This is a genomic window from Clostridium rectalis (assembly GCF_900626095.1).
Taxonomy (GTDB): domain Bacteria; phylum Bacillota; class Clostridia; order Clostridiales; family Clostridiaceae; genus Clostridium_AS; species Clostridium_AS rectalis.
This window is the reverse complement of record NZ_UYZZ01000004.1, coordinates 51,775-70,203: the sequence shown is the minus strand read 5'-3', so window position 1 is coordinate 70,203 and position 18,429 is coordinate 51,775. Positions and strand designations below refer to the sequence as shown.

Genomic DNA, 18,429 nt, shown 5'->3' with positions numbered 1-18,429 from the left:
AATCTTTAATATAATTTACATATTTAATAATCCTAAATCCCACGCTTCTTTATTAAAACGCCTTGTAACTTCCTTAGCTTTATCCATATGATATGTATTTTCATTAGCTAAGAAAATTACTTCTCCTTTCCCACTTTTATCTTTTCCGCCAGCCTTACCACAAAAGTATACTAAATTTTTATAATTAAACGCTCTATTGTCTGCAAAAAACACCATTACATCCACATTTTTTATTTCAAATAACCTTTCTTCTAAGTCATCTGTTATAATAATACTATTTTTCATTTTCATGTAATTATTTAAAATCTTCAAATCAGTATCTTCCAAAGAAAAATATATTAAACTATTTCTTAGTCTTTTGCAATAAATATTTAAATAATTAAACACATTATCTAATTTATCTTTATCTGGTACATAAATTACAGCTTTTCTTTCACACTGACTACACCATTTAATATATTCATATACTAAATAAGGAATATCCTTATTTAAATCTATCTTTGTAAGTATTATTCTTGGTTCAATGATTGGATTTTTATCTTTATTTACTGGCAATAGTAATTCTTTGCCTCTATTAAATATTTTATCTGTGGAGTACGCAATAAATTTAGTCTCATCACTTCCAAGTGTAACAATTAATTTAGCAATATCACAGCTTTCATATTTGGATATACTTCTTATATCATCATATATAACTAAATCAAATTTTTCTCTAATATTTAGTGCCACTTTAAAATTGCACACTATTAAATTAGTATGAAAACTCATAGAACCACTTCTAACATAGGAATACTTTCTAAATAAAGTGTTCCTTTTAATTTCATTTAATAATTCTATACATCCATCTTTTTCATTAGTAATATACAATATTTTTTTACCTAAATTTGTATAATTTATAATGCCTTTTATAAATATTTCTGATGTATTATAAGGTACAGTAACTATATTTAAAAATTTATCCTTACCTTTAATCCATTTATCTATTGTAACTTCAACTTTATTGGTGTTTAGATTATATTTAAAATTTTCATAAGCAAACATAATAATACACTCCAATTTATCTATTACTTATTTCTCTATAAATAAAATTTAAAAATCTATTTTTCTATGGCATCACTGTTTAATACATCCACTATTCTCCATTTAAGAAGAGAATATCTATCAAAGCTTTTATTATTTTCGATCATAAATTTCATAGCATTCATAACTCCTACTATTACAACTAACTTTTTTGCTCTAGTTATTCCCGTATATAAAAGATTCCTATTCATGAGTAACGGTGGCCCCATATATGTAGGCATAATTACTACTGGAAATTCACTTCCCTGGCTTTTATGTATTGTTATAGCATAAGCTAGTTCTATTTCATCTAAATATGTATCCTCATAAATAACTTTTTTTTCCTCATCAAATACAATAGTAACCCTATCATTTTCTTCGTCTATATCTTTTATATACCCAATATCTCCATTAAATACACCTACCCCTTCATTTTCACCCGTTCCATAAACCCTTTTCCACTTAATAGTATAATTATTTTTAGTCTGCATTATTTTATCCCCAACTCTAAATATACTATTTCTAATTACCTTTTCTTTTTTATTTTTATGGGGTGGATTGAGCACCTCTTGCAACCTTTTATTTAAATTTTCTATACCCAAAACCCCTTTTCTCATAGGAGAAAGAATTTGTATATCTTTTGAAGCCTTCCAATCCTTATTATAATTTGGGAGTCTTTTGGCTATAAGCCCAATTATTATATCTAATATATTATTATTATCTTGGCAGTTTATAAAATAAAAATCTTTATCTTTTTCATTAAGTTTTGGCATTTCTCCATTATTTATTTTATGTGCATTAATTGTAATCATACTCTTAGAAGATTGTCTGAATATGTCTTTTAATCTTACTACTTTGACACAACCGCTTTCAATTAAATCTCTTAATACATTTCCTGGCCCTACGGATGGGAGTTGATCTACATCTCCAACTATTATAACTCTAGTACCCATAGAAATAGCTTTAAGTAGATTATGCATAAGTAGTATATCAATCATTGAAGCCTCATCTATTATAACTACATCGCACTCTAAAGGAGTATCTTCTGACTTTGAAAACATATTTCCCTCTTCTTCACCTGCCCCCATTTCTAAAAGCCTATGTATAGTTTTAGCTTCCCTTCCTGTGGCTTCTGACATTCTCTTAGCAGCTCTACCAGTAGGAGCACCCATAAAAACTTTAAATCCATGTTTCTCAAAAATATCAGTTATACAGTTTATTATAGTTGTCTTTCCTGTACCTGGTCCCCCTGTAATTATCTCAATTCCATTACACAAAGCCCCTTTTATAGCCTCTTTTTGTGAAGATGCAAATTCAATTTTATTATTAGCTTCAAACTCTTGTATCTCCTCATCCATATTTATTTCTAATTCATCATATTTACACAATGATAAAGTTATAATTTTTTTAGTAACTCCTAACTCACAATAATAATATGGTATTGTAAATACACATTGTTTGCCTTCTACATTTTCAATCTTAATTTTTCCCTCAAAAGCATTTTGTATTATATTTTTTTCTATATCCTCTTTTGAAACTAATAAAACATCTAAACATTTTTTTATTAGTATTTCCATGGGCATATAAGTATTTCCTAAACCGCAAAATTGATTAATTACATATTTTATACCACTTTCTATTCTAAAGGGGGAATTAGGTTCTATTCCTATACTTCTAGCTATTTTATCCGCTGTTTTAAACCCTATCCCTGATATTTCCTCTGTAAGTATATATGGATTATCCTTCACTATGTTTATAGAATTTTCTTTAAATCTTTTATAAATCTTTATACACTGGTTAATAGTTACACCATAATTTTGAAAAAAAATCATAATATTTTTTAGCTCTTTTTGTTTACTAAATGACTCATAGATTAATGCTATTCTTTTATTTCCTATTCCTTCTATTTCCTTTAACTTCTCCACATCGGTTTCTAATATATCCAATGCCTTTTGGCCGAATTTTTCTACTATTTTTTTTGCAGTTACAGGCCCTATCCCAGATATAACCCCTGAAGCTAAATATCTTTCTATGCCCTTTTCAGTATTAGGAACAATCTCTTCATAAGTTTCAATTTTAAATTGTTGTCCAAATTGTGGATGCATAACCCACTGTCCCTCTATCCTTAAATTTTGTCCCTCTGTTATATAAGGCATGCATCCTACAACTGTTATTATATTATTTTCTTCTTTTATTTTTGCAACTACATAACTATTTTCCTCATTTTTAAATATTATGGAGTCTACAATTCCCTGTATCTCTTCCATAAAATCTCCCCTAATTCTTTTTTATATATTATAGCATATCACATTATAATTATCCCATGTATACAAGCTTTACATACATTTTTCTCAATAAAACTATAAGTTTGTACTAAAATAAAACCAGTAGCTTAATGCTACTGGTTTTATCTATATTTTATAAGTATTTTTTTATATCTTTAACCTTATCTAACTTTTCCCATGGAAGATCTAAATCTGTTCTTCCAAAATGCCCGTAAGCTGCAACCTGTTTATATATAGGTCTTCTCAAATCCAACTCCTTAATAATAGCAGAAGGTCTTAAATCAAATACTTTATTTACTATTTCTACAATTTTATCATTTGATACTCTTCCAGTATCAAATGTATCTACCAATATTGACACTGGCTTAGCAACTCCTATCGCATATGCAACTTGTATTTCCAATTTATCAGCCACACCAGCAGCTACTAAGTTTTTAGCAACCCATCTAGCCGCATAAGCAGCAGATCTATCAACTTTAGTTGGATCTTTTCCTGAGAATGCTCCACCACCATGTCTGCCATATCCACCATAAGTATCAACTATTATTTTTCTTCCTGTAAGACCAGCATCCCCTTGAGGTCCTCCCACAACAAATCTACCTGTTGGATTTATGTAGTATTTAGTACCTTCATCTAATAATTCAGCTGGTATAACAACCTTAATTACATTTTCCATTAAATCCTTTTCTATTTGTCCCTTTGTAACATCTGGGCTATGCTGAGTGGATATAACTATAGTATCTACTCTTACAGGCTTATCATTTTCATATTCTATTGTAACCTGGGTTTTACCATCTGGTCTTAAGTAATCTAATGTACCATTTTTTCTAACCTCTGATAATCTTCTCGATAACTTATGAGCCAATGCTATTGGCATAGGCATATATTCAGCAGTTTCATTAGTAGCAAAGCCAAACATCATTCCTTGGTCTCCTGCTCCTATTGCTTCATCCTTATTCATCTCTCCCTGTTTTGATTCTAATGCTTCATTGACCCCCATAGCTATATCAGGTGATTGCTCATTTATAGATGTTAATACAGCGCAAGTACTACTATCAAATCCATATTTTGCTCTAGTATAACCAATTTCCTCTAAAGTGTTTCTTACAATTTTAGTAATATCAACATAACAATTAGTTGTTATCTCTCCTACAACTAAAACCATCCCTGTCGTCACTGTTGTTTCGCAAGCAACTCTTCCATGTGAATCATTTTCAAGTATAGCATCTAATACCGCATCTGAAATTTGATCACAAATTTTATCAGGATGGCCCTCAGTAACAGACTCTGATGTAAATAATTTTCTCATAATTTTTGCCTCCTTTGTCCTCATATAAAATAAAAAACCCCTTCAACAAGAAGAGGTATTTGATTTCTCAATCCTCTTATCTTGCAGAAAAATTCTGCTGGAATTGGCACCGTAGTACTAAAATACTGGTTGCCGGGTTTCATAGGGCCCTTTCCCTCCACCTCTCTTGATAAGAGCTTTTTATATAATTTTATTACTAAGTAATAGTAGCATAATAGAATCAAAGTGTCAATTGAAAAGTTATGTAAATTAATAAACCGTTTTACAATATTCTATGATATATTTGCATTTATTATACCATTAACAGTAAAATAAAAAAGGTACTTAAAAGTACCTTTGGTGGAGGAAGATGGATTCGAACCATCGAAGGCGAAAGCCAACAGATTTACAGTCTGCCCCCTTTGGCCGCTCGGGAATTCCTCCATAAATGGAGCTGGCAATAGGAATTGAACCTACAACCTGCTGATTACAAGTCAGCTGCTCTGCCAATTGAGCCATGCCAGCATATTAAATTTTAAAATGTGGTGGAGGAAGATGGATTCGAACCATCGAAGGCGAAAGCCAACAGATTTACAGTCTGCCCCCTTTGGCCGCTCGGGAATTCCTCCACATATGGAGCTGACAATAGGAATCGAACCTACAACCTGCTGATTACAAGTCAGCTGCTCTGCCAATTGAGCCATGTCAGCATATTATTTTGTTTTTTAGGACGTATTGCATCCTTTCGACAAGAAATAGTATACCGTCATCCTATTTAAAATTCAAATTCATTTATAGGCTTTTACAGCAATTCTTCTCATTATTTCTTAATTTTATTGTATTTTTCTCCTTTTTAGATATACATATCATTTGTTTGTTAAATATTTGTCCTAAAATATTCCTAATATCTTTGGTTCATATATAAGCTTATTTACTGATAACATATCACGCTTTAATAAATATATTTTTACCAAATTAATATATCTTTATTTATAAAAATGGTTATATTATAATTATGTTTATACTTTTATTTTAGATAAGGAGATTAAAATGCAAAAACTATTAAGCAAATTTAGAAAAGCCATTAATGATTTTAAATTAATAGAAAACGATGATAAAATAGCCGTGGGTCTCTCTGGTGGTAAAGACAGTATAACATTACTTAAACTTATGAGCACCTACAAAATATTTTCTCCAGAAAAGTTTGAACTAATAGCTATAACCATAGATCCAGGAACTGGTGCAGACTTTTCACCTATGGAAAAGTTATGTAATGATTTAAATGTTGAATTTCATTTAATAAAATCCGATATAAAAGAAATAGTGTTTGATATTAGAAAAGAAAAGAATCCTTGTTCACTTTGTGCAAATTTAAGAAGGGGAATTTTAAATGATACTGCTAAAACACTTGGATGTAATAAAGTCTCTTTAGGCCATCATAAAAATGATGCAATTGAAACTTTAATCATGTCAATGTTTTATGAAGGGAGAATAAATAGTTTTTCTCCTAAAACATATTTAGACCGAAAGGATATTACCGTGATTAGGCCTATGGTATACATAGATGAATTAGATATAAAGAGCAATGCTAAAAAAAATAATTTCCCTATAATTGAAAATCCTTGTCCAGCTAACGGCTTCACCAAAAGACAATATATAAAAGATTTACTATATTCATTAGAAAAAGATATCCCTGGCTTAAAGAACCATTTACTAACTTCTTTAACTAACACTACGCAATTAAGTATTTGGGATAAAAATAAATTTTAATATTAGGTAGTTAACCTTCATATAAATTAATTATAGGAGGTGTAACTATTGAATAAAGCCAAAGCACATTTCAATGACCCTTTATGCTATTATAAAATTGCTTACTTCATTAAAGATTATATTAATGATAAAACCGTAATTGTATGTATAGGTACAGATAGATGTATTGGTGATTGTCTAGGTCCTTTAGTGGGCACCTTATTAAAAGAAAGACATTTTCCTTTACCAGTGTTTGGAACTGTTGAAGATCCAATACATGCCTTAAATCTTGAAGAAAAATTAAATGGAATAAAAAAAACCTATCCAGATAGAAATATAATTGGAATTGACGCCTGCTTAGGTGATACAGATAACATAGGTGAAATACAATCAAGGGATTACCCCGTACATCCAGGTAAAGGTGTAGGTAAATCACTTCCTAATGTGGGGGATGCCTCTATAATTGGAATCGTAGATGCATCTGAAGGAAATATATTTAATAACAATACTATAAGATTAAATTTAATTCTTAATATGGCAAAGGCAATCACAGATGCAATGTTACATGCCCATTACCTTTATTATTCAGATAAGTGTTATTTCAATTACTAATTAAAATCTCAATTATAAAATAACTACTGTATCTATTTAATAGTATGTAAATACACCTTTTAAAATTTTATAAATACATTGTATCAAGCACAAAGATTTACTTTTAAATAAAATAAGAGCAAAGGTTATCCCTTTGCTTTTATTTAATCAATCAATGTTATATCCTCTCCACTAAAAGTTGTATCCATTTTATCTAGAAAGTCTAACATTTTACCTGTACCAATAGCTACACAAGACACAGGTTCCTCAGCAACAGAAACAGGCACCATAGTAACCTCCTCTATTAATTTACCAAGTCCATTTAAAAGAGCTCCTCCTCCTGTCATAATTATACCCTTATCAGCTATATCAGCTGCTAATTCTGGTGGAGTCTTTTCTAAAACAGAATGAGTACATTCAGCAATAGCGTTTACAGTCTCTCTTAATGCTTGCCTCATTTCCTCTGAGGATACTGCTATATTTTTGGGAAGTCCTGTAATCAGGTCCCTTCCTCTTATTTCCATAGTTGTTTCTTCTTCATGCTTGTACGCAGATCCTATATTAATTTTTAAATTCTCTGCCGTTCTTTCACCTATCATTAATTTATGTTTTTTTCTAACATACCTTATAATGGCTTCATCAAAGGTATCTCCAGCAACTTTAATAGAAGATCTAACAACAATTCCGCCTAATGAGATTAAGGCTATATCTGTTGTACCTCCTCCTATATCTATTACCATAGATCCACTAGCCTTAGTTATATCTAACCCGGCTCCAATGGCTGCTGCTAAAGGTTCCTCTATTAAAAATACTTTTTTAGCTCCTGCATTTTTAGCTGCATCTATTACAGCTCTCTTTTCAACCTCAGTAGCCTCACATGGTATACACACAACCACCCTTGGTGAAACCATTTTTCTCTTGCCACAAACACCACTTATAAAATATTTTAACATTTTCTCCGTTAAATCATAGTCTGAAATTACCCCATCTTTTAATGGACGTAAAGCTACAATATTACCCGGAGTCCTACCTATCATTTGTCTAGCTTCTTCTCCTACTGCCAAAACCCTATTATTATTTTTATCTATAGCTACTACTGAAGGCTCTTGTAACATTACCCCTTTACCTTTTACATATACTAAAACGGTAGCTGTACCTAAATCTATGCCCATATCTGTTCCTACACTGAAAAACATGACTATCTCTCACACCCACTCTTTTGATATTTTATATTACAGAAAAAAATTTGAAATATTTTCTTACTATAACATATATTTATTATAATAGGAATGTGATTAACCTTCAATAGCTTTATACTTCATTTTTGTTGCTTTTCCACCTCTTATATGTCTTTCCGATTTATTATAATCCATTATAATCTTGGCTTCTCTGGCAATTTGAGGATTTATTTTAGGTAACCTTTCTGTCATGTCTTTGTGTATTGTACTTTTACTAACTCCAAATACCTTGGCTGTTTTTCTAATTGTGGCTTTTGAACTTATAATATAATTTGCAACCTCTAAAACTCTTTCTTCGATGTAGTCTTTCAAAGCGCTACCTCCTTAACCCTTCTATTATTTATAAATATGCAGTAACTCACACTTAAATTACATCTAGCTAGCCATTTTCCGATAAAAAATACGGAAAATGGCTAACCTCTAGTACTTTATATATTTTGATGGATTTATAAAGTCACCATTTTTTAATACTGAAAAATGTAAATGATCTCCATATGTTTCATATAAAGCTCTTACTGTAGTTTTACCTACTGCACCTATTTTGTCTCCCTTTTTAACTACTTGGTCCTTTTTAACAATTACCTTTGGATCAAGATTTGAATACACTGTTTTTAAGCCATTCTGATGATTTACTGTAACTTTAACTCCATCAGAACTATCACTTTGAACATTTTCTATTTTTCCATCTAATACACAAAAAACTGGTTTTCCTACTTCACATTTAATATCCATACCAAAGTTAGGTCTATAACTGTTAGTAGACTTCCAAAATACAGGTTCCTCTGAATATGCCCTTGCTAAAATCCCCTCTACAGGCTTTGCAAATTTTGTATCTGTAGTTTTTGATACTGCTGCAGTCTTATCATTATTTTTCTTAGCAGTACTTGACTTTGCCTTTGCCTTTTCCTTTACTTGTAGAGCATTATCATAATCCTTGTATGGCTGCTCCGTATTTTTAGCTGTTTCCTTTTCCGATTGATTCTGAACAACACTTGGTTGCTGAGATGGAAGTTTTTTAGCCTGTTTTGAATATTTTGTTGTAACAATAGCTACAGCTGCTAAAATACATAAGCAAAAGAATAATGCTACATAGAAAACCTCCTTCTTAAAAAAATTTGAAAATTTGTTAGAATATTTTTTATCCATATCAACACCTCCTTTTTGTAGTTTGTCCAGAGATTAGTAAATAATACATAAATTAAATATATTTTTTCTATTTTATTCCATCATTTTTTGACAAAAACTTCTATTTAATATTTAAATTCAATGTCCCAATTTAAAATACACCTTAAAACTTTAAAAATAATTAGGCCATTAGTATTTTTAAATACCAATGACCTCTTAAAACAAGTTTAAAAATCCTTTATTGAAACTAAAAAACACTCAAAATATTATCCTATATAAAGAAAAAAACTGTGAAAAATATCTCACAGTTTAAAACTCTTCTATTGATACCCCATTATAATAATAGGTTAATATTTCATTGAATTTTTTACCAGACTTTCCAAGGGCATTAGCTCCCCACTGACTCATACCCACCCCATGTCCATAGCCTACACATATAATCTCTATATCTTTTTTATTAAATTTAAACGTAAAATTAGCGGAATTAAGTCCCAACATGCTTCTAAACTTTACACCTGATATTGTAGTCTTCCCTAATCGTAATTCTTTAACACTTCCACCCTTTGTTCTATTTTTTATTTTAATATTATTTTTTAAACTATTATTAGAAGCTATTGACTTAGGATAATAACCATTTATTATATTAGAAAAGCTTTTGTAAGAGTACTTAAATGATGTTTTAAACTTAGGTGATGCTTCATCACCTATACTTTTTACACTTTTTAAATAAGGTTCTGCTGATGAAAAAACCTCTGAAGCTTCCTCTGTTTTGCCACTGCTGGTTGAAAAGTAAAATGGTTGACTTATTATTTTCCCATTAAACTTTATTACTTGTCCTTTTGTTTCATTAACAGCTTGTTCTATTTTATTCCAATAATCTTTTCCTTTACTAGTTGGCCAGCCAGATAATCTAACATCTTTATTCATATATACTTGGCAATGAGTAGAATCACATAAATCTGCTCCGTTTGAAGCACTACAATTCCTTCCACCATAAGCATTTACATGACTTAGAGCGTAAGTTCTCGCAGCCACTGCTTGAGCTTTCAGTGCTTCTATATGAAATTCAGCTGGCATTTCACCAGATACAACTCCTTTTATATACTCCTCTAAATCTATTTTCTCTATTTTTTTTTCCTTAGTTCTATATAACTTTATCTTATATACCCTATCTTCCTTCTTACTTTTAATATCTTTTGCCTTAAACCCAATTTGTTTTATACCTTTTAACCCATTAGAGTTGTCTCCTCTTATAAGTAAAAATGAAAGTGCTGTAATAAATAGTATACTTATTACAGTACTTATAAAAAATCTCCTTATATATAACCAAAAATCATCTTTTCTCATATAGTTATCTCCTTTTTTAATCCAAGGTATTATAGTATATATATTAACTATATGAGAACTTTTACCTCCTTATTACTTAATTTTTTATCCGCATACTCTGTATATATTTGCCCCTAAATTCTTTAATTTTTCTTCTATGTTTACATATCCTCTATCTATATGGTATACATCAGTAACTTCTGTAACTCCATCTGCAACTAATCCACATAACACCAATGCAGCTCCTGCCCTTAGATCTGTAGACTTTACTTGACAACCCGTCAATCTTTTTACTCCTTCTACTACTGCACTCCTTCCATCAATTTTTATATTTGCACCCATTCTTTTCATTTCAACTGCATGCATAAATCTATTTTCAAATATAGTTTCAGTTATTACACTAGTACCTTTTATTGAACAAAGTAGTCCCATCATTTGTGCTTGCATATCCGTTGGGAAACCAGGATATGGCATAGTCTTAATATCAATAGGAATAAGGTCACCTGTGCCATCAACTATCATACTTTCTCCATGAACCTTTATTTCTACTCCCATTTCTGTAAGCTTAGCAATGATAGGTTTTAAATGCTGTTCATTTACTCCATTAATTTTAAATCTACTTTTTGTAATTGCTGCAGCTATCATAAAAGTTCCAGCTTCAATTCTGTCATATATAGGTATATGATTAGTACCTTTTAGTTCTTTTACTCCTATTATTCTTATAGTATCGCTTCCAGCGCCAATAATATTAGCTCCCATAGAATTTAAAAAATTAGATAAATCTACTATTTCAGGTTCTTCTGCACAATTTTCTATAGTTGTTTCTCCTTCCGCCATTACCGCTGCCATCATAATATTCTCAGTGGCACCTACAGAAGGGAAATCCAAATAAATATTATTGCCTACCAATTTCTTAGCTTTTGCTTCTACATATCCATGTCCAACACTTATATCTGCTCCCAATGCATTAAAACCTTTTAAATGAAGGTCTATTGGTCTAGTACCTATATTACACCCACCAGGCAAAGAAATTTTAAACTTACCATATCGTGATATCATAGGTCCCATAATCAAAAATGAAGCCCTAAGTTTTCTAACTAACTCACCACAGGGTTCACAATCACAAATTGAAGAAGTATCTATAACAATTTTATTTCTAGTATTGTCTATATCTATATCTGCTGAAACAGACCTTAAAACATCACTAATCACAAATACATCCTCTAACATAGGAGCATTATTTATAATACATTTATCTGAACTTAACAAACTAGCAGCAATAATAGGAAGAACTGAATTTTTGGCTGAACTAATTTTCACTTCTCCACTTAAAGTGTTCCCGCCTTTTACCACAATTTTATCCATTTTTAATCCTCCATATAAAAATTGCTAATAGGAAATGAATATCTCCGGTGTTCCCATTAAAATATAACTTCCTGAACTATAACTACATACTGCAAAATTAAAATCTATTAACTTATTTTTACTACCAAATGAGTGGAATTTTCCTGTATATGCTGTAGTACTATATCCATTATTTATTTTTACAGTGTCAATATTTGCTACACTATTATTTTCTAAAATTTTTACTATTTTTTTATTAGTTTTTTCTAAATTATTATCTTTAATTTCAGATTTTAAATATTTAGAAATTTTTAAATCCTTGTTTTTAAGTACTTCTTGGGTTTTTAATTCCAACTCTTCTAACTTATTTTCATTATTTTTTTCTATAATTTTAAGTGTTATAATATTGTATCCTTCATATTTTGTGCTCTTAATATATCCATTAATCTTATCACTTTCAAAATCCAAACAATATATTTTATCATTTTTTGATATTTTCTTATATTTATTAGAAATATGCAATTGGTTAAATAGGTTATTACAAGTAACTTCCCCCTCTGAAAAATCTTTAGAGCTTGCAATTATACCATATTCTACAACCTTACTCTCAGTTTTTTTTAAAATATTGTTAAACAAATTGTAACTAACTTCTGTATCAGGTTTATTTAAAGTAAAATATAATAAAGATATGATAAATAATAGTACTAATAATAAATAATTTCTCTTTCTCATAATTCTGCTATAAAATAGCTTCCCCCCCATAATTTAATAAAAAGTACTAATCCATAAATTACCTTTCACAATTAAATTATGGACATCTCCTATTAAAGTTATTCACTAAATATATTAATAATATATAAAAAAAACAAGAAAATGTTACAAAAAACCATGGTTTTATAATGTTTTTGAATAGTTTAAAAAATAGAAAAACACACTATATAAACCAATATAGTGTGTTTTTCTGGATGTGGTACAATATCTTCATCTATCTATTCAAATATTATGTGTTAAGCATTATTATTATCCATATGAATTTCTTCAAATACAATCTTTATTTCTCCATTTTCAACCTGCATAATACCTGCTGAATTAGAAAAGTTATATTCTTTACCCTTAATATCCTCAACCTTTGTATTAGTGGGTTTTAATACTGTAATAAAATTAGAATGACTAGGTAAAATTTCTATTTTCCCACCAATACTTTCTGTAATTATCTTTTTTATATCTGTATTAAAATATTCTTTATAAGGAGTACATAACTTAAGTTTCATATTATTATTCATAATTTTTCTCCTTAATCATCAATCATTGTCTTAGACTTTTCAACAACCTCATCTATTGTTCCTGCAAATAAAAATGCTGATTCTGGAATATTATCATACTTACCTTCCAAAATCTCTTTAAATCCTCTAACTGTTTCTTTAACAGGAACATACTTACCTTCCATACCTGTAAATTGTTCTGCTACAGTAAAAGGTTGCGATAAAAATCTTTGTATTCTCCTTGCCCTTGCAACTGCTGCTTTATCTTCTTCTGAAAGTTCATCTACTCCTAAAATAGCTATTATATCCTGCAATTCCTTATATCTTTCTAATATATGTTTTACCTCTGTTGCTACTTCATAGTGTTCTTTACCAACTACCCTAGGATCTAATATTCTTGATGAAGACTCAAGTGGATCTACTGCTGGATATATACCAAGTTCAACTATAGATCTTGATAAAACCGTTGTGGCATCCAAATGGGCAAACGTTGTTGCTGGAGCAGGATCTGTTAAGTCATCAGCTGGAACATATACAGCCTGAACTGATGTTATAGAACCATGAGTAGTAGATGTAATTCTTTCTTGTAAAGCACCCATCTCTGTTGCTAATGTTGGCTGATATCCAACTGCACTAGGTATTCTACCAAGTAAAGCTGAAACCTCAGACCCTGCTTGCGTAAATCTAAATATATTATCTATAAATAAAAGTACGTCCTGACCTTTGTCTCTAAAATATTCTGCCATGGTAAGCCCTGTTAAAGCAACTCTCATTCTTGCTCCAGGTGGTTCATTCATTTGTCCAAAAACTAATGCGGTTTTATTTATAACTCCTGATTCTTTCATTTCATTATAAAGATCATTACCTTCTCTAGTTCTTTCTCCAACACCTGTGAATACAGATAGTCCGCCATGCTGTCTTGCAATGTTATTTATAAGCTCCTGAATAAGAACAGTCTTTCCAACTCCTGCACCACCAAATAAACCTATTTTCCCACCCTTTTGATATGGTGCTAATAAATCTATAACCTTTATTCCGGTCTCAAACATTTCAGGTTCTACTGATTGTTCAGCAAACGTTGGAGCTGTTCTATGTATTGGATAAACCTCACTATTTTCCACTTTACCGCATTCATCAATAGGGTTACCTAATACATTAAATAATCTTCCTAATACATTTTCTCCTACTGGTACTGATATAGGTTTACCTGTGTCCACCGCTTCTAATCCTCTTTTAACTCCATCTGTCGCTTCCATAGCAATGGTTCTAACAATATCATCACCTACATGCTGTTCAACTTCTGTAATAAGTTTTTTATCCCCTAAATCTATTTCTATGGCATTGTATATATTAGGCAGATGTTCTGAATCAAATTTAATATCCACTACAGCACCAATTACCTGAACTACTTTTCCTACATTACCTGCCATGTTGCACCTCCTTAAAAAATCATTGGTGTTATTTCTGTGCCTCAGCACCACCAATAATTTCAGATATTTCTTCAGTAATAGCACTTTGTCTTATCCTATTATATTGGGTATTTAACTTATCAAGTAAATCCCCTGCATTCTTAGTAGCACCATCCATTGCTGTCATTCTTGATGCCTGTTCTGCAACTTTAGAATTTAATAAAAAGTATAAAATTTTTTCATTTGTATAAGTTTGAACCATTTGTTCTAGTAGTTCATCTGTACTTATTTCAAATTCAAAATTGTTATATTTAACTTCCTTAGAAAGTTTCATAGGATATAATCTTTCAACTTCTACCTTCTGTTTTATTGTGGATATAAATTTTGTATACACAACATTTACAGATGCGATATCCTCTTTTTGAAACATTTGTAATAATTCATTACTTATATCTTTAACATCTTGTAAATCAGGTAATTCAGATACACTTAAAAACTCTTTATCCACATTAATTTTAAACTTATTAAAATAACTCTTACCCTTTTTACCTACTACTAATACAATGGAATTATTTTTATCTTGTATCTGATTAATAGTTTCACTAACTACATTTATATTATATCCTCCACAAAGACCTAAATTAGAAGTTATCGTTAAATATACATTTTTACCGTTTTTACTATCATCTATATATATACTTTTATTTTGCATTGATGCTACTACATTATCCTTAATTTCTTCAAAATAAGCATGGTATTTAGAATTTTCATCTAATCTTTCTCTGCATTTTCTTAATTTAGCTGTGGCAACAAGCCCCATGGCTCTTGTTATTTTTTGAGTATTAGTTACAGATTTTATTCTTCTTTTTATTCCAATGAGTCCTGTAGCTGCCATGTTTCACCTCCTGCAAAGGGTTATTCCTTTGCTAAAAACGACTTCTTAAATTCTTCAATAACACTTTCAAGCTTATGTTTTATATCATCTGTTAATCGTTTTTGTTCTATTATTTCTTTACTAAGCTCTTTTTGATGAATATTTACATATTCCAAAAACTCTTTTTCAAATTTCTTTATTTTATCAATAGGTACATCCATTAGATGATTATTAACACCTGCATATAAAATCATTATCTGATCTTCTACTTCCATGGGTCTATACTGATCCTGCTTTAATAATTCTACTAACCTTTTACCCTTTTCCAATCTTCTTTTAGACTCTTTGTCAAGATCAGAACCAAATTGGGAAAATGCAGCCAGTTCTCTATATTGTGCAAGCTCAAGTCTTAAAGTTCCAGAAACCTGTTTCATAGCTTTTATTTGTGCATTCCCTCCAACTCTAGATACAGATATACCTGCATTAACAGCTGGTCTTACACCTGAATAGAATAAATCTGATTCAAGAAATATCTGTCCATCTGTTATAGATATAACATTTGTTGGTATATATGCTGTTACATCTCCCGCTAAAGTTTCAATTATAGGAATAGCTGTAATTGAACCTCCCCCTAATTTATCAGAAAGTCTAGCTGCTCTCTCAAGAAGTCTTGAATGCAAATAAAAAACATCTCCTGGATAAGCCTCTCTTCCTGGTGGTCTTCTTAAAAGTAAAGACATTGTTCTATACGCAACTGCATGTTTAGATAAATCATCATATATTATTAGTACATCTTTACCCTTATTCATAAAATATTCACCCATACTACATCCAGCATAAGGAGATAAAAACTGTAATGGTGCTGAATCAGATGCAGTAGATGATACTATTATAGTATAATCCATAGCTCCCATTTTACTTAAATCATTAACTATATGAGCAACTGTTGACTGCTTTTGTCCTATAGCTACATATATACAAACAACATCTTTTCCTTTTTGATTTAATATTGTGTCTATAGCTAATGCGGTTTTACCTGTTTGTCTGTCTCCTATAATCAGCTCTCTTTGTCCTTTACCTATTGGTATCATTGAATCTATGGCCTTAATTCCAGTTTGTAAAGGCTCATTTACTGATTTTCTTTCTATAACTCCTGGAGCCTGAATTTCTACAGGTCTTTTTTCAGTTGTTTTTATAGGCCCTTTATCATCTATAGGTCTACCTAAGGAATTTACAACTCTTCCTATAAGCTCCTCTCCCACAGGTACCTCCACAACTTCACCTGTTCTTTTTACAACATCTCCTTCTTTAATACCCTCCTCTGAACCAAATAATACACATCCTACATTATCCTGTTCTAAGTTAAGTGCCATACCATATACATCATTAGGGAATTCTAATAATTCTCCTGCCATACAATCATCTAATCCGTATACTCTAGCAATTCCATCTCCTATTTGTATTATAGTACCTGAATCCTCTGTTTGAATTTTCTTTTCATATCTCTCTATTTCTTTTTTTATTATTGATGTAATTTCTTCAGGTCTTACATGCATGATATCACCTCTATTCTCTTTTAAGCATTAATTTTTTCATATCATGAATTTTAGATTTTATAGTACCATCTATAACATCATCTCCAACTCTTACATACACTCCACCAATTATACTTTTGTCAATTTCTTCTTTAAGTATAATATCTTTATGATATTTTTTTTCAAGCTTTCCTATAAGCAAACTCTTATCTTCTTCGTCTAAAGGTATTACTGTCTTAACATGAGCTAATAACATATTGTGTTTTTCTCTATATATCTTTTCTAATTCTTTTTGTTTTTCCTTAATGTACAAAATTCTGTCTTTCTCTATTAAAATAAGTAAAAAAGATAATAATTCTTCATCTATTTTCCCCTTAAAAATATCAATAAATATTTTTTTCTTTTTAGAAGTACTTATCTGAGGATGTTTTATAAGTTGAAGTAATTCCTCATTGTTATATATTATATTTACTATTTCAAAAAGATCTCTTCTATATTCTTCAATTTTTCCTTTTTCCTCTGCTACTTTATACAATGCTAAAGCATATCTTCTATCCAAATATTCATACATAACTAAATACCTACCTTAGTAATAAAGTCCTTAATAAGTCTTCTATGTTTTTCCTCATCTATAGATTCTTCAAGCGCTTTACTGCACATTAAAACAGATAAATCCACCACATCTTTTGTCATTTCATCTTGAGCCTTTTCTCTTTCTCTATTAGCTTCAGTTTTAGCTCTATCTATAATAACTGAGGCTTCCTCATGTGCACCTTTTACTATTTCATCATATAATTCTTCGGCCTTTACTTTATAATCTTCTACAATACTCTTTCCTTGTTTCTTTGAGTTCTTTAAGAGTTTTTCATTTTCCATCTTGAAAATATTAGCTTTTTCTTCATTCTCTTTTGCATTATTTAACCTATCTTTTATACCATTTTCTCTAGTATTTAATATTTTTTGTACTGGTTTAAATAAAAAGTATGTAGCTACAACTAACATAATTATAAAATTAATTATAGTAGCTATTGATTCAGAAATATCTATCATTTAAGCACAAAGCCTCCCTTCAGGCTTATTTTACCAAATATAACTTTTATAAAATTACCTTAAATATTAATAACAATCCTATTAATGCTGCATATATAGCAGTTGCTTCTGAAAAGGCACTACCAATAATCAATGCACTCATAATTTTTCCATTAGCCTCTGGCTGTCTTGAAATTCCTTCCACAGCTTTTCCTGTAGCATTACCTGTTCCTATACCTGCTCCTATACATCCTATTGCCGCAAGTCCTGCACCTATTGCTGCCATACCGGCTATAAAAGCTTTTGGATCAATAC

18 protein-coding genes, 4 tRNA genes and 1 riboswitch are annotated in these 18,429 nt (G+C 30.3%); of the genes, 2 read left to right on the top strand and 20 right to left on the bottom strand.

The genetic code is table 11. From position 1 onward, the window contains the following. Positions 1 to 15 precede the first annotated feature (15 nt). From EJL03_RS07595 to EJL03_RS07565, 7 genes are all read right to left on the bottom strand, one after another. The gene (locus EJL03_RS07595; protein WP_125153368.1) at positions 16 to 1,041 is read right to left on the bottom strand and encodes a hypothetical protein; all 1,026 of its coding nucleotides are present in this window, start codon (positions 1,039 to 1,041) and stop codon (positions 16 to 18) included. A 56-nt stretch (positions 1,042 to 1,097) separates the two neighbouring features. Continuing rightward, a complete protein-coding gene (gene recD2, locus EJL03_RS07590) occupies positions 1,098 to 3,326 on the bottom strand; it encodes an SF1B family DNA helicase RecD2 (protein WP_125153367.1) in 2,229 nt (742 codons plus the stop codon). A 151-nt stretch (positions 3,327 to 3,477) separates the two neighbouring features. Further along, the gene (gene metK, locus EJL03_RS07585) at positions 3,478 to 4,653 is read right to left on the bottom strand and encodes a methionine adenosyltransferase (RefSeq protein ID WP_125153366.1); all 1,176 of its coding nucleotides are present in this window, start codon (positions 4,651 to 4,653) and stop codon (positions 3,478 to 3,480) included. A 73-nt stretch (positions 4,654 to 4,726) separates the two neighbouring features. Continuing rightward, positions 4,727 to 4,829, bottom strand: a riboswitch (SAM riboswitch). Positions 4,830 to 4,990: 161 nt separating this feature from the next. After that, positions 4,991 to 5,076 (bottom strand) — tRNA-Tyr (locus EJL03_RS07580). A gap of 5 nt (positions 5,077 to 5,081) precedes the next feature. After that, positions 5,082 to 5,157: transfer RNA gene (locus tag EJL03_RS07575), tRNA-Thr, on the bottom strand. 18 nt (positions 5,158 to 5,175) lie between these two features. Further along, positions 5,176 to 5,261: transfer RNA gene (locus tag EJL03_RS07570), tRNA-Tyr, on the bottom strand. Positions 5,262 to 5,266: 5 nt separating this feature from the next. Next, positions 5,267 to 5,342 (bottom strand) — tRNA-Thr (locus tag EJL03_RS07565). A 340-nt stretch (positions 5,343 to 5,682) separates the two neighbouring features. On the opposite strand from EJL03_RS07565, the gene EJL03_RS07560 reads away from it, so the two are divergent. After that, positions 5,683 to 6,402 (top strand): PP-loop family protein, encoded by a 720-nt coding sequence (locus EJL03_RS07560; protein WP_125153365.1) that lies wholly within the window; start codon positions 5,683 to 5,685, stop codon positions 6,400 to 6,402. Between the two features lie 48 nt (positions 6,403 to 6,450). Beyond that, positions 6,451 to 6,993 carry a spore protease YyaC gene (yyaC, locus tag EJL03_RS07555; protein WP_125153364.1) on the top strand — a complete coding sequence of 181 codons (543 nt, stop codon included), beginning with the start codon at positions 6,451 to 6,453 and terminating at the stop codon, positions 6,991 to 6,993. 143 nt (positions 6,994 to 7,136) lie between these two features. On the opposite strand, the gene mreB is transcribed toward yyaC, so the two are convergent. The 13 genes from mreB to atpE all read right to left on the bottom strand — a co-directional run bounded on the left by mreB (position 7,137) and on the right by atpE (position 18,427). Next, positions 7,137 to 8,168 carry a rod shape-determining protein gene (gene mreB / locus EJL03_RS07550; protein WP_125153363.1) on the bottom strand — a complete coding sequence of 344 codons (1,032 nt, stop codon included), beginning with the start codon at positions 8,166 to 8,168 and terminating at the stop codon, positions 7,137 to 7,139. A gap of 99 nt (positions 8,169 to 8,267) precedes the next feature. After that, positions 8,268 to 8,522: a sporulation transcriptional regulator SpoIIID gene (gene spoIIID, locus EJL03_RS07545; protein ID WP_125153362.1), complete on the bottom strand. Its 255-nt coding sequence runs from the start codon at positions 8,520 to 8,522 to the stop codon at positions 8,268 to 8,270. A 108-nt stretch (positions 8,523 to 8,630) separates the two neighbouring features. Then, a complete protein-coding gene (locus EJL03_RS07540; RefSeq protein ID WP_125153361.1) occupies positions 8,631 to 9,356 on the bottom strand; it encodes a M23 family metallopeptidase in 726 nt (241 codons plus the stop codon). A gap of 288 nt (positions 9,357 to 9,644) precedes the next feature. Then, positions 9,645 to 10,682 carry a stage II sporulation protein D gene (gene spoIID, locus EJL03_RS07535; protein ID WP_125153360.1) on the bottom strand — a complete coding sequence of 346 codons (1,038 nt, stop codon included), beginning with the start codon at positions 10,680 to 10,682 and terminating at the stop codon, positions 9,645 to 9,647. 84 nt (positions 10,683 to 10,766) lie between these two features. Continuing rightward, the gene (gene murA, locus EJL03_RS07530; protein ID WP_125153359.1) at positions 10,767 to 12,026 is read right to left on the bottom strand and encodes a UDP-N-acetylglucosamine 1-carboxyvinyltransferase; all 1,260 of its coding nucleotides are present in this window, start codon (positions 12,024 to 12,026) and stop codon (positions 10,767 to 10,769) included. Positions 12,027 to 12,050: 24 nt separating this feature from the next. Next, entirely contained in the window at positions 12,051 to 12,737 is a 687-nt protein-coding gene (locus tag EJL03_RS07525; protein ID WP_125153358.1) for a YwmB family TATA-box binding protein, read from the bottom strand. 275 nt (positions 12,738 to 13,012) lie between these two features. Next, positions 13,013 to 13,288: a F0F1 ATP synthase subunit epsilon gene (locus EJL03_RS07520; protein ID WP_125153357.1), complete on the bottom strand. Its 276-nt coding sequence runs from the start codon at positions 13,286 to 13,288 to the stop codon at positions 13,013 to 13,015. A gap of 11 nt (positions 13,289 to 13,299) precedes the next feature. Then, entirely contained in the window at positions 13,300 to 14,697 is a 1,398-nt protein-coding gene (gene atpD, locus EJL03_RS07515) for a F0F1 ATP synthase subunit beta (RefSeq protein WP_125153356.1), read from the bottom strand. A gap of 28 nt (positions 14,698 to 14,725) precedes the next feature. Continuing rightward, positions 14,726 to 15,571 (bottom strand): ATP synthase F1 subunit gamma, encoded by an 846-nt coding sequence (gene atpG, locus EJL03_RS07510; RefSeq protein ID WP_125153355.1) that lies wholly within the window; start codon positions 15,569 to 15,571, stop codon positions 14,726 to 14,728. A gap of 20 nt (positions 15,572 to 15,591) precedes the next feature. Next, positions 15,592 to 17,106, bottom strand: a complete 1,515-nt coding sequence (gene atpA, locus EJL03_RS07505; RefSeq protein WP_125153354.1) for a F0F1 ATP synthase subunit alpha — start codon at positions 17,104 to 17,106, stop codon at positions 15,592 to 15,594. A 10-nt stretch (positions 17,107 to 17,116) separates the two neighbouring features. Then, positions 17,117 to 17,656 carry a F0F1 ATP synthase subunit delta gene (locus tag EJL03_RS07500; RefSeq protein ID WP_125153353.1) on the bottom strand — a complete coding sequence of 180 codons (540 nt, stop codon included), beginning with the start codon at positions 17,654 to 17,656 and terminating at the stop codon, positions 17,117 to 17,119. Between the two features lie 2 nt (positions 17,657 to 17,658). Continuing rightward, the gene (locus tag EJL03_RS07495; protein ID WP_125153352.1) at positions 17,659 to 18,135 is read right to left on the bottom strand and encodes a F0F1 ATP synthase subunit B; all 477 of its coding nucleotides are present in this window, start codon (positions 18,133 to 18,135) and stop codon (positions 17,659 to 17,661) included. Between the two features lie 46 nt (positions 18,136 to 18,181). Further along, complete coding sequence (gene atpE / locus EJL03_RS07490) at positions 18,182 to 18,427, bottom strand: ATP synthase F0 subunit C (protein ID WP_125153615.1); 246 nt, start codon at positions 18,425 to 18,427, stop codon at positions 18,182 to 18,184. Positions 18,428 to 18,429: the final 2 nt, after the last annotated feature.

Coding starts and splice junctions, on each gene's coding strand:
- atpA (WP_125153354.1), bottom strand. CDS start 17,106: ATGCATGTAAGACCTGAAGAAATTACATCAATAATAAAAAAAGAAATA.
- EJL03_RS07500 (WP_125153353.1), bottom strand. CDS start 17,656: ATGTATGAATATTTGGATAGAAGATATGCTTTAGCATTGTATAAAGTA.
- spoIID (WP_125153360.1), bottom strand. CDS start 10,682: ATGAGAAAAGATGATTTTTGGTTATATATAAGGAGATTTTTTATAAGT.
- EJL03_RS07540 (WP_125153361.1), bottom strand. CDS start 9,356: ATGGATAAAAAATATTCTAACAAATTTTCAAATTTTTTTAAGAAGGAG.
- EJL03_RS07525 (WP_125153358.1), bottom strand. CDS start 12,737: ATGAGAAAGAGAAATTATTTATTATTAGTACTATTATTTATCATATCT.
- EJL03_RS07595 (WP_125153368.1), bottom strand. CDS start 1,041: ATGTTTGCTTATGAAAATTTTAAATATAATCTAAACACCAATAAAGTT.
- atpG (WP_125153355.1), bottom strand. CDS start 15,571: ATGGCAGCTACAGGACTCATTGGAATAAAAAGAAGAATAAAATCTGTA.
- EJL03_RS07560 (WP_125153365.1), top strand. CDS start 5,683: ATGCAAAAACTATTAAGCAAATTTAGAAAAGCCATTAATGATTTTAAA.
- metK (WP_125153366.1), bottom strand. CDS start 4,653: ATGAGAAAATTATTTACATCAGAGTCTGTTACTGAGGGCCATCCTGAT.
- recD2 (WP_125153367.1), bottom strand. CDS start 3,326: ATGGAAGAGATACAGGGAATTGTAGACTCCATAATATTTAAAAATGAG.
- murA (WP_125153359.1), bottom strand. CDS start 12,026: ATGGATAAAATTGTGGTAAAAGGCGGGAACACTTTAAGTGGAGAAGTG.
- mreB (WP_125153363.1), bottom strand. CDS start 8,168: ATGTTTTTCAGTGTAGGAACAGATATGGGCATAGATTTAGGTACAGCT.
- atpD (WP_125153356.1), bottom strand. CDS start 14,697: ATGGCAGGTAATGTAGGAAAAGTAGTTCAGGTAATTGGTGCTGTAGTG.
- EJL03_RS07495 (WP_125153352.1), bottom strand. CDS start 18,135: ATGATAGATATTTCTGAATCAATAGCTACTATAATTAATTTTATAATT.
- EJL03_RS07520 (WP_125153357.1), bottom strand. CDS start 13,288: ATGAATAATAATATGAAACTTAAGTTATGTACTCCTTATAAAGAATAT.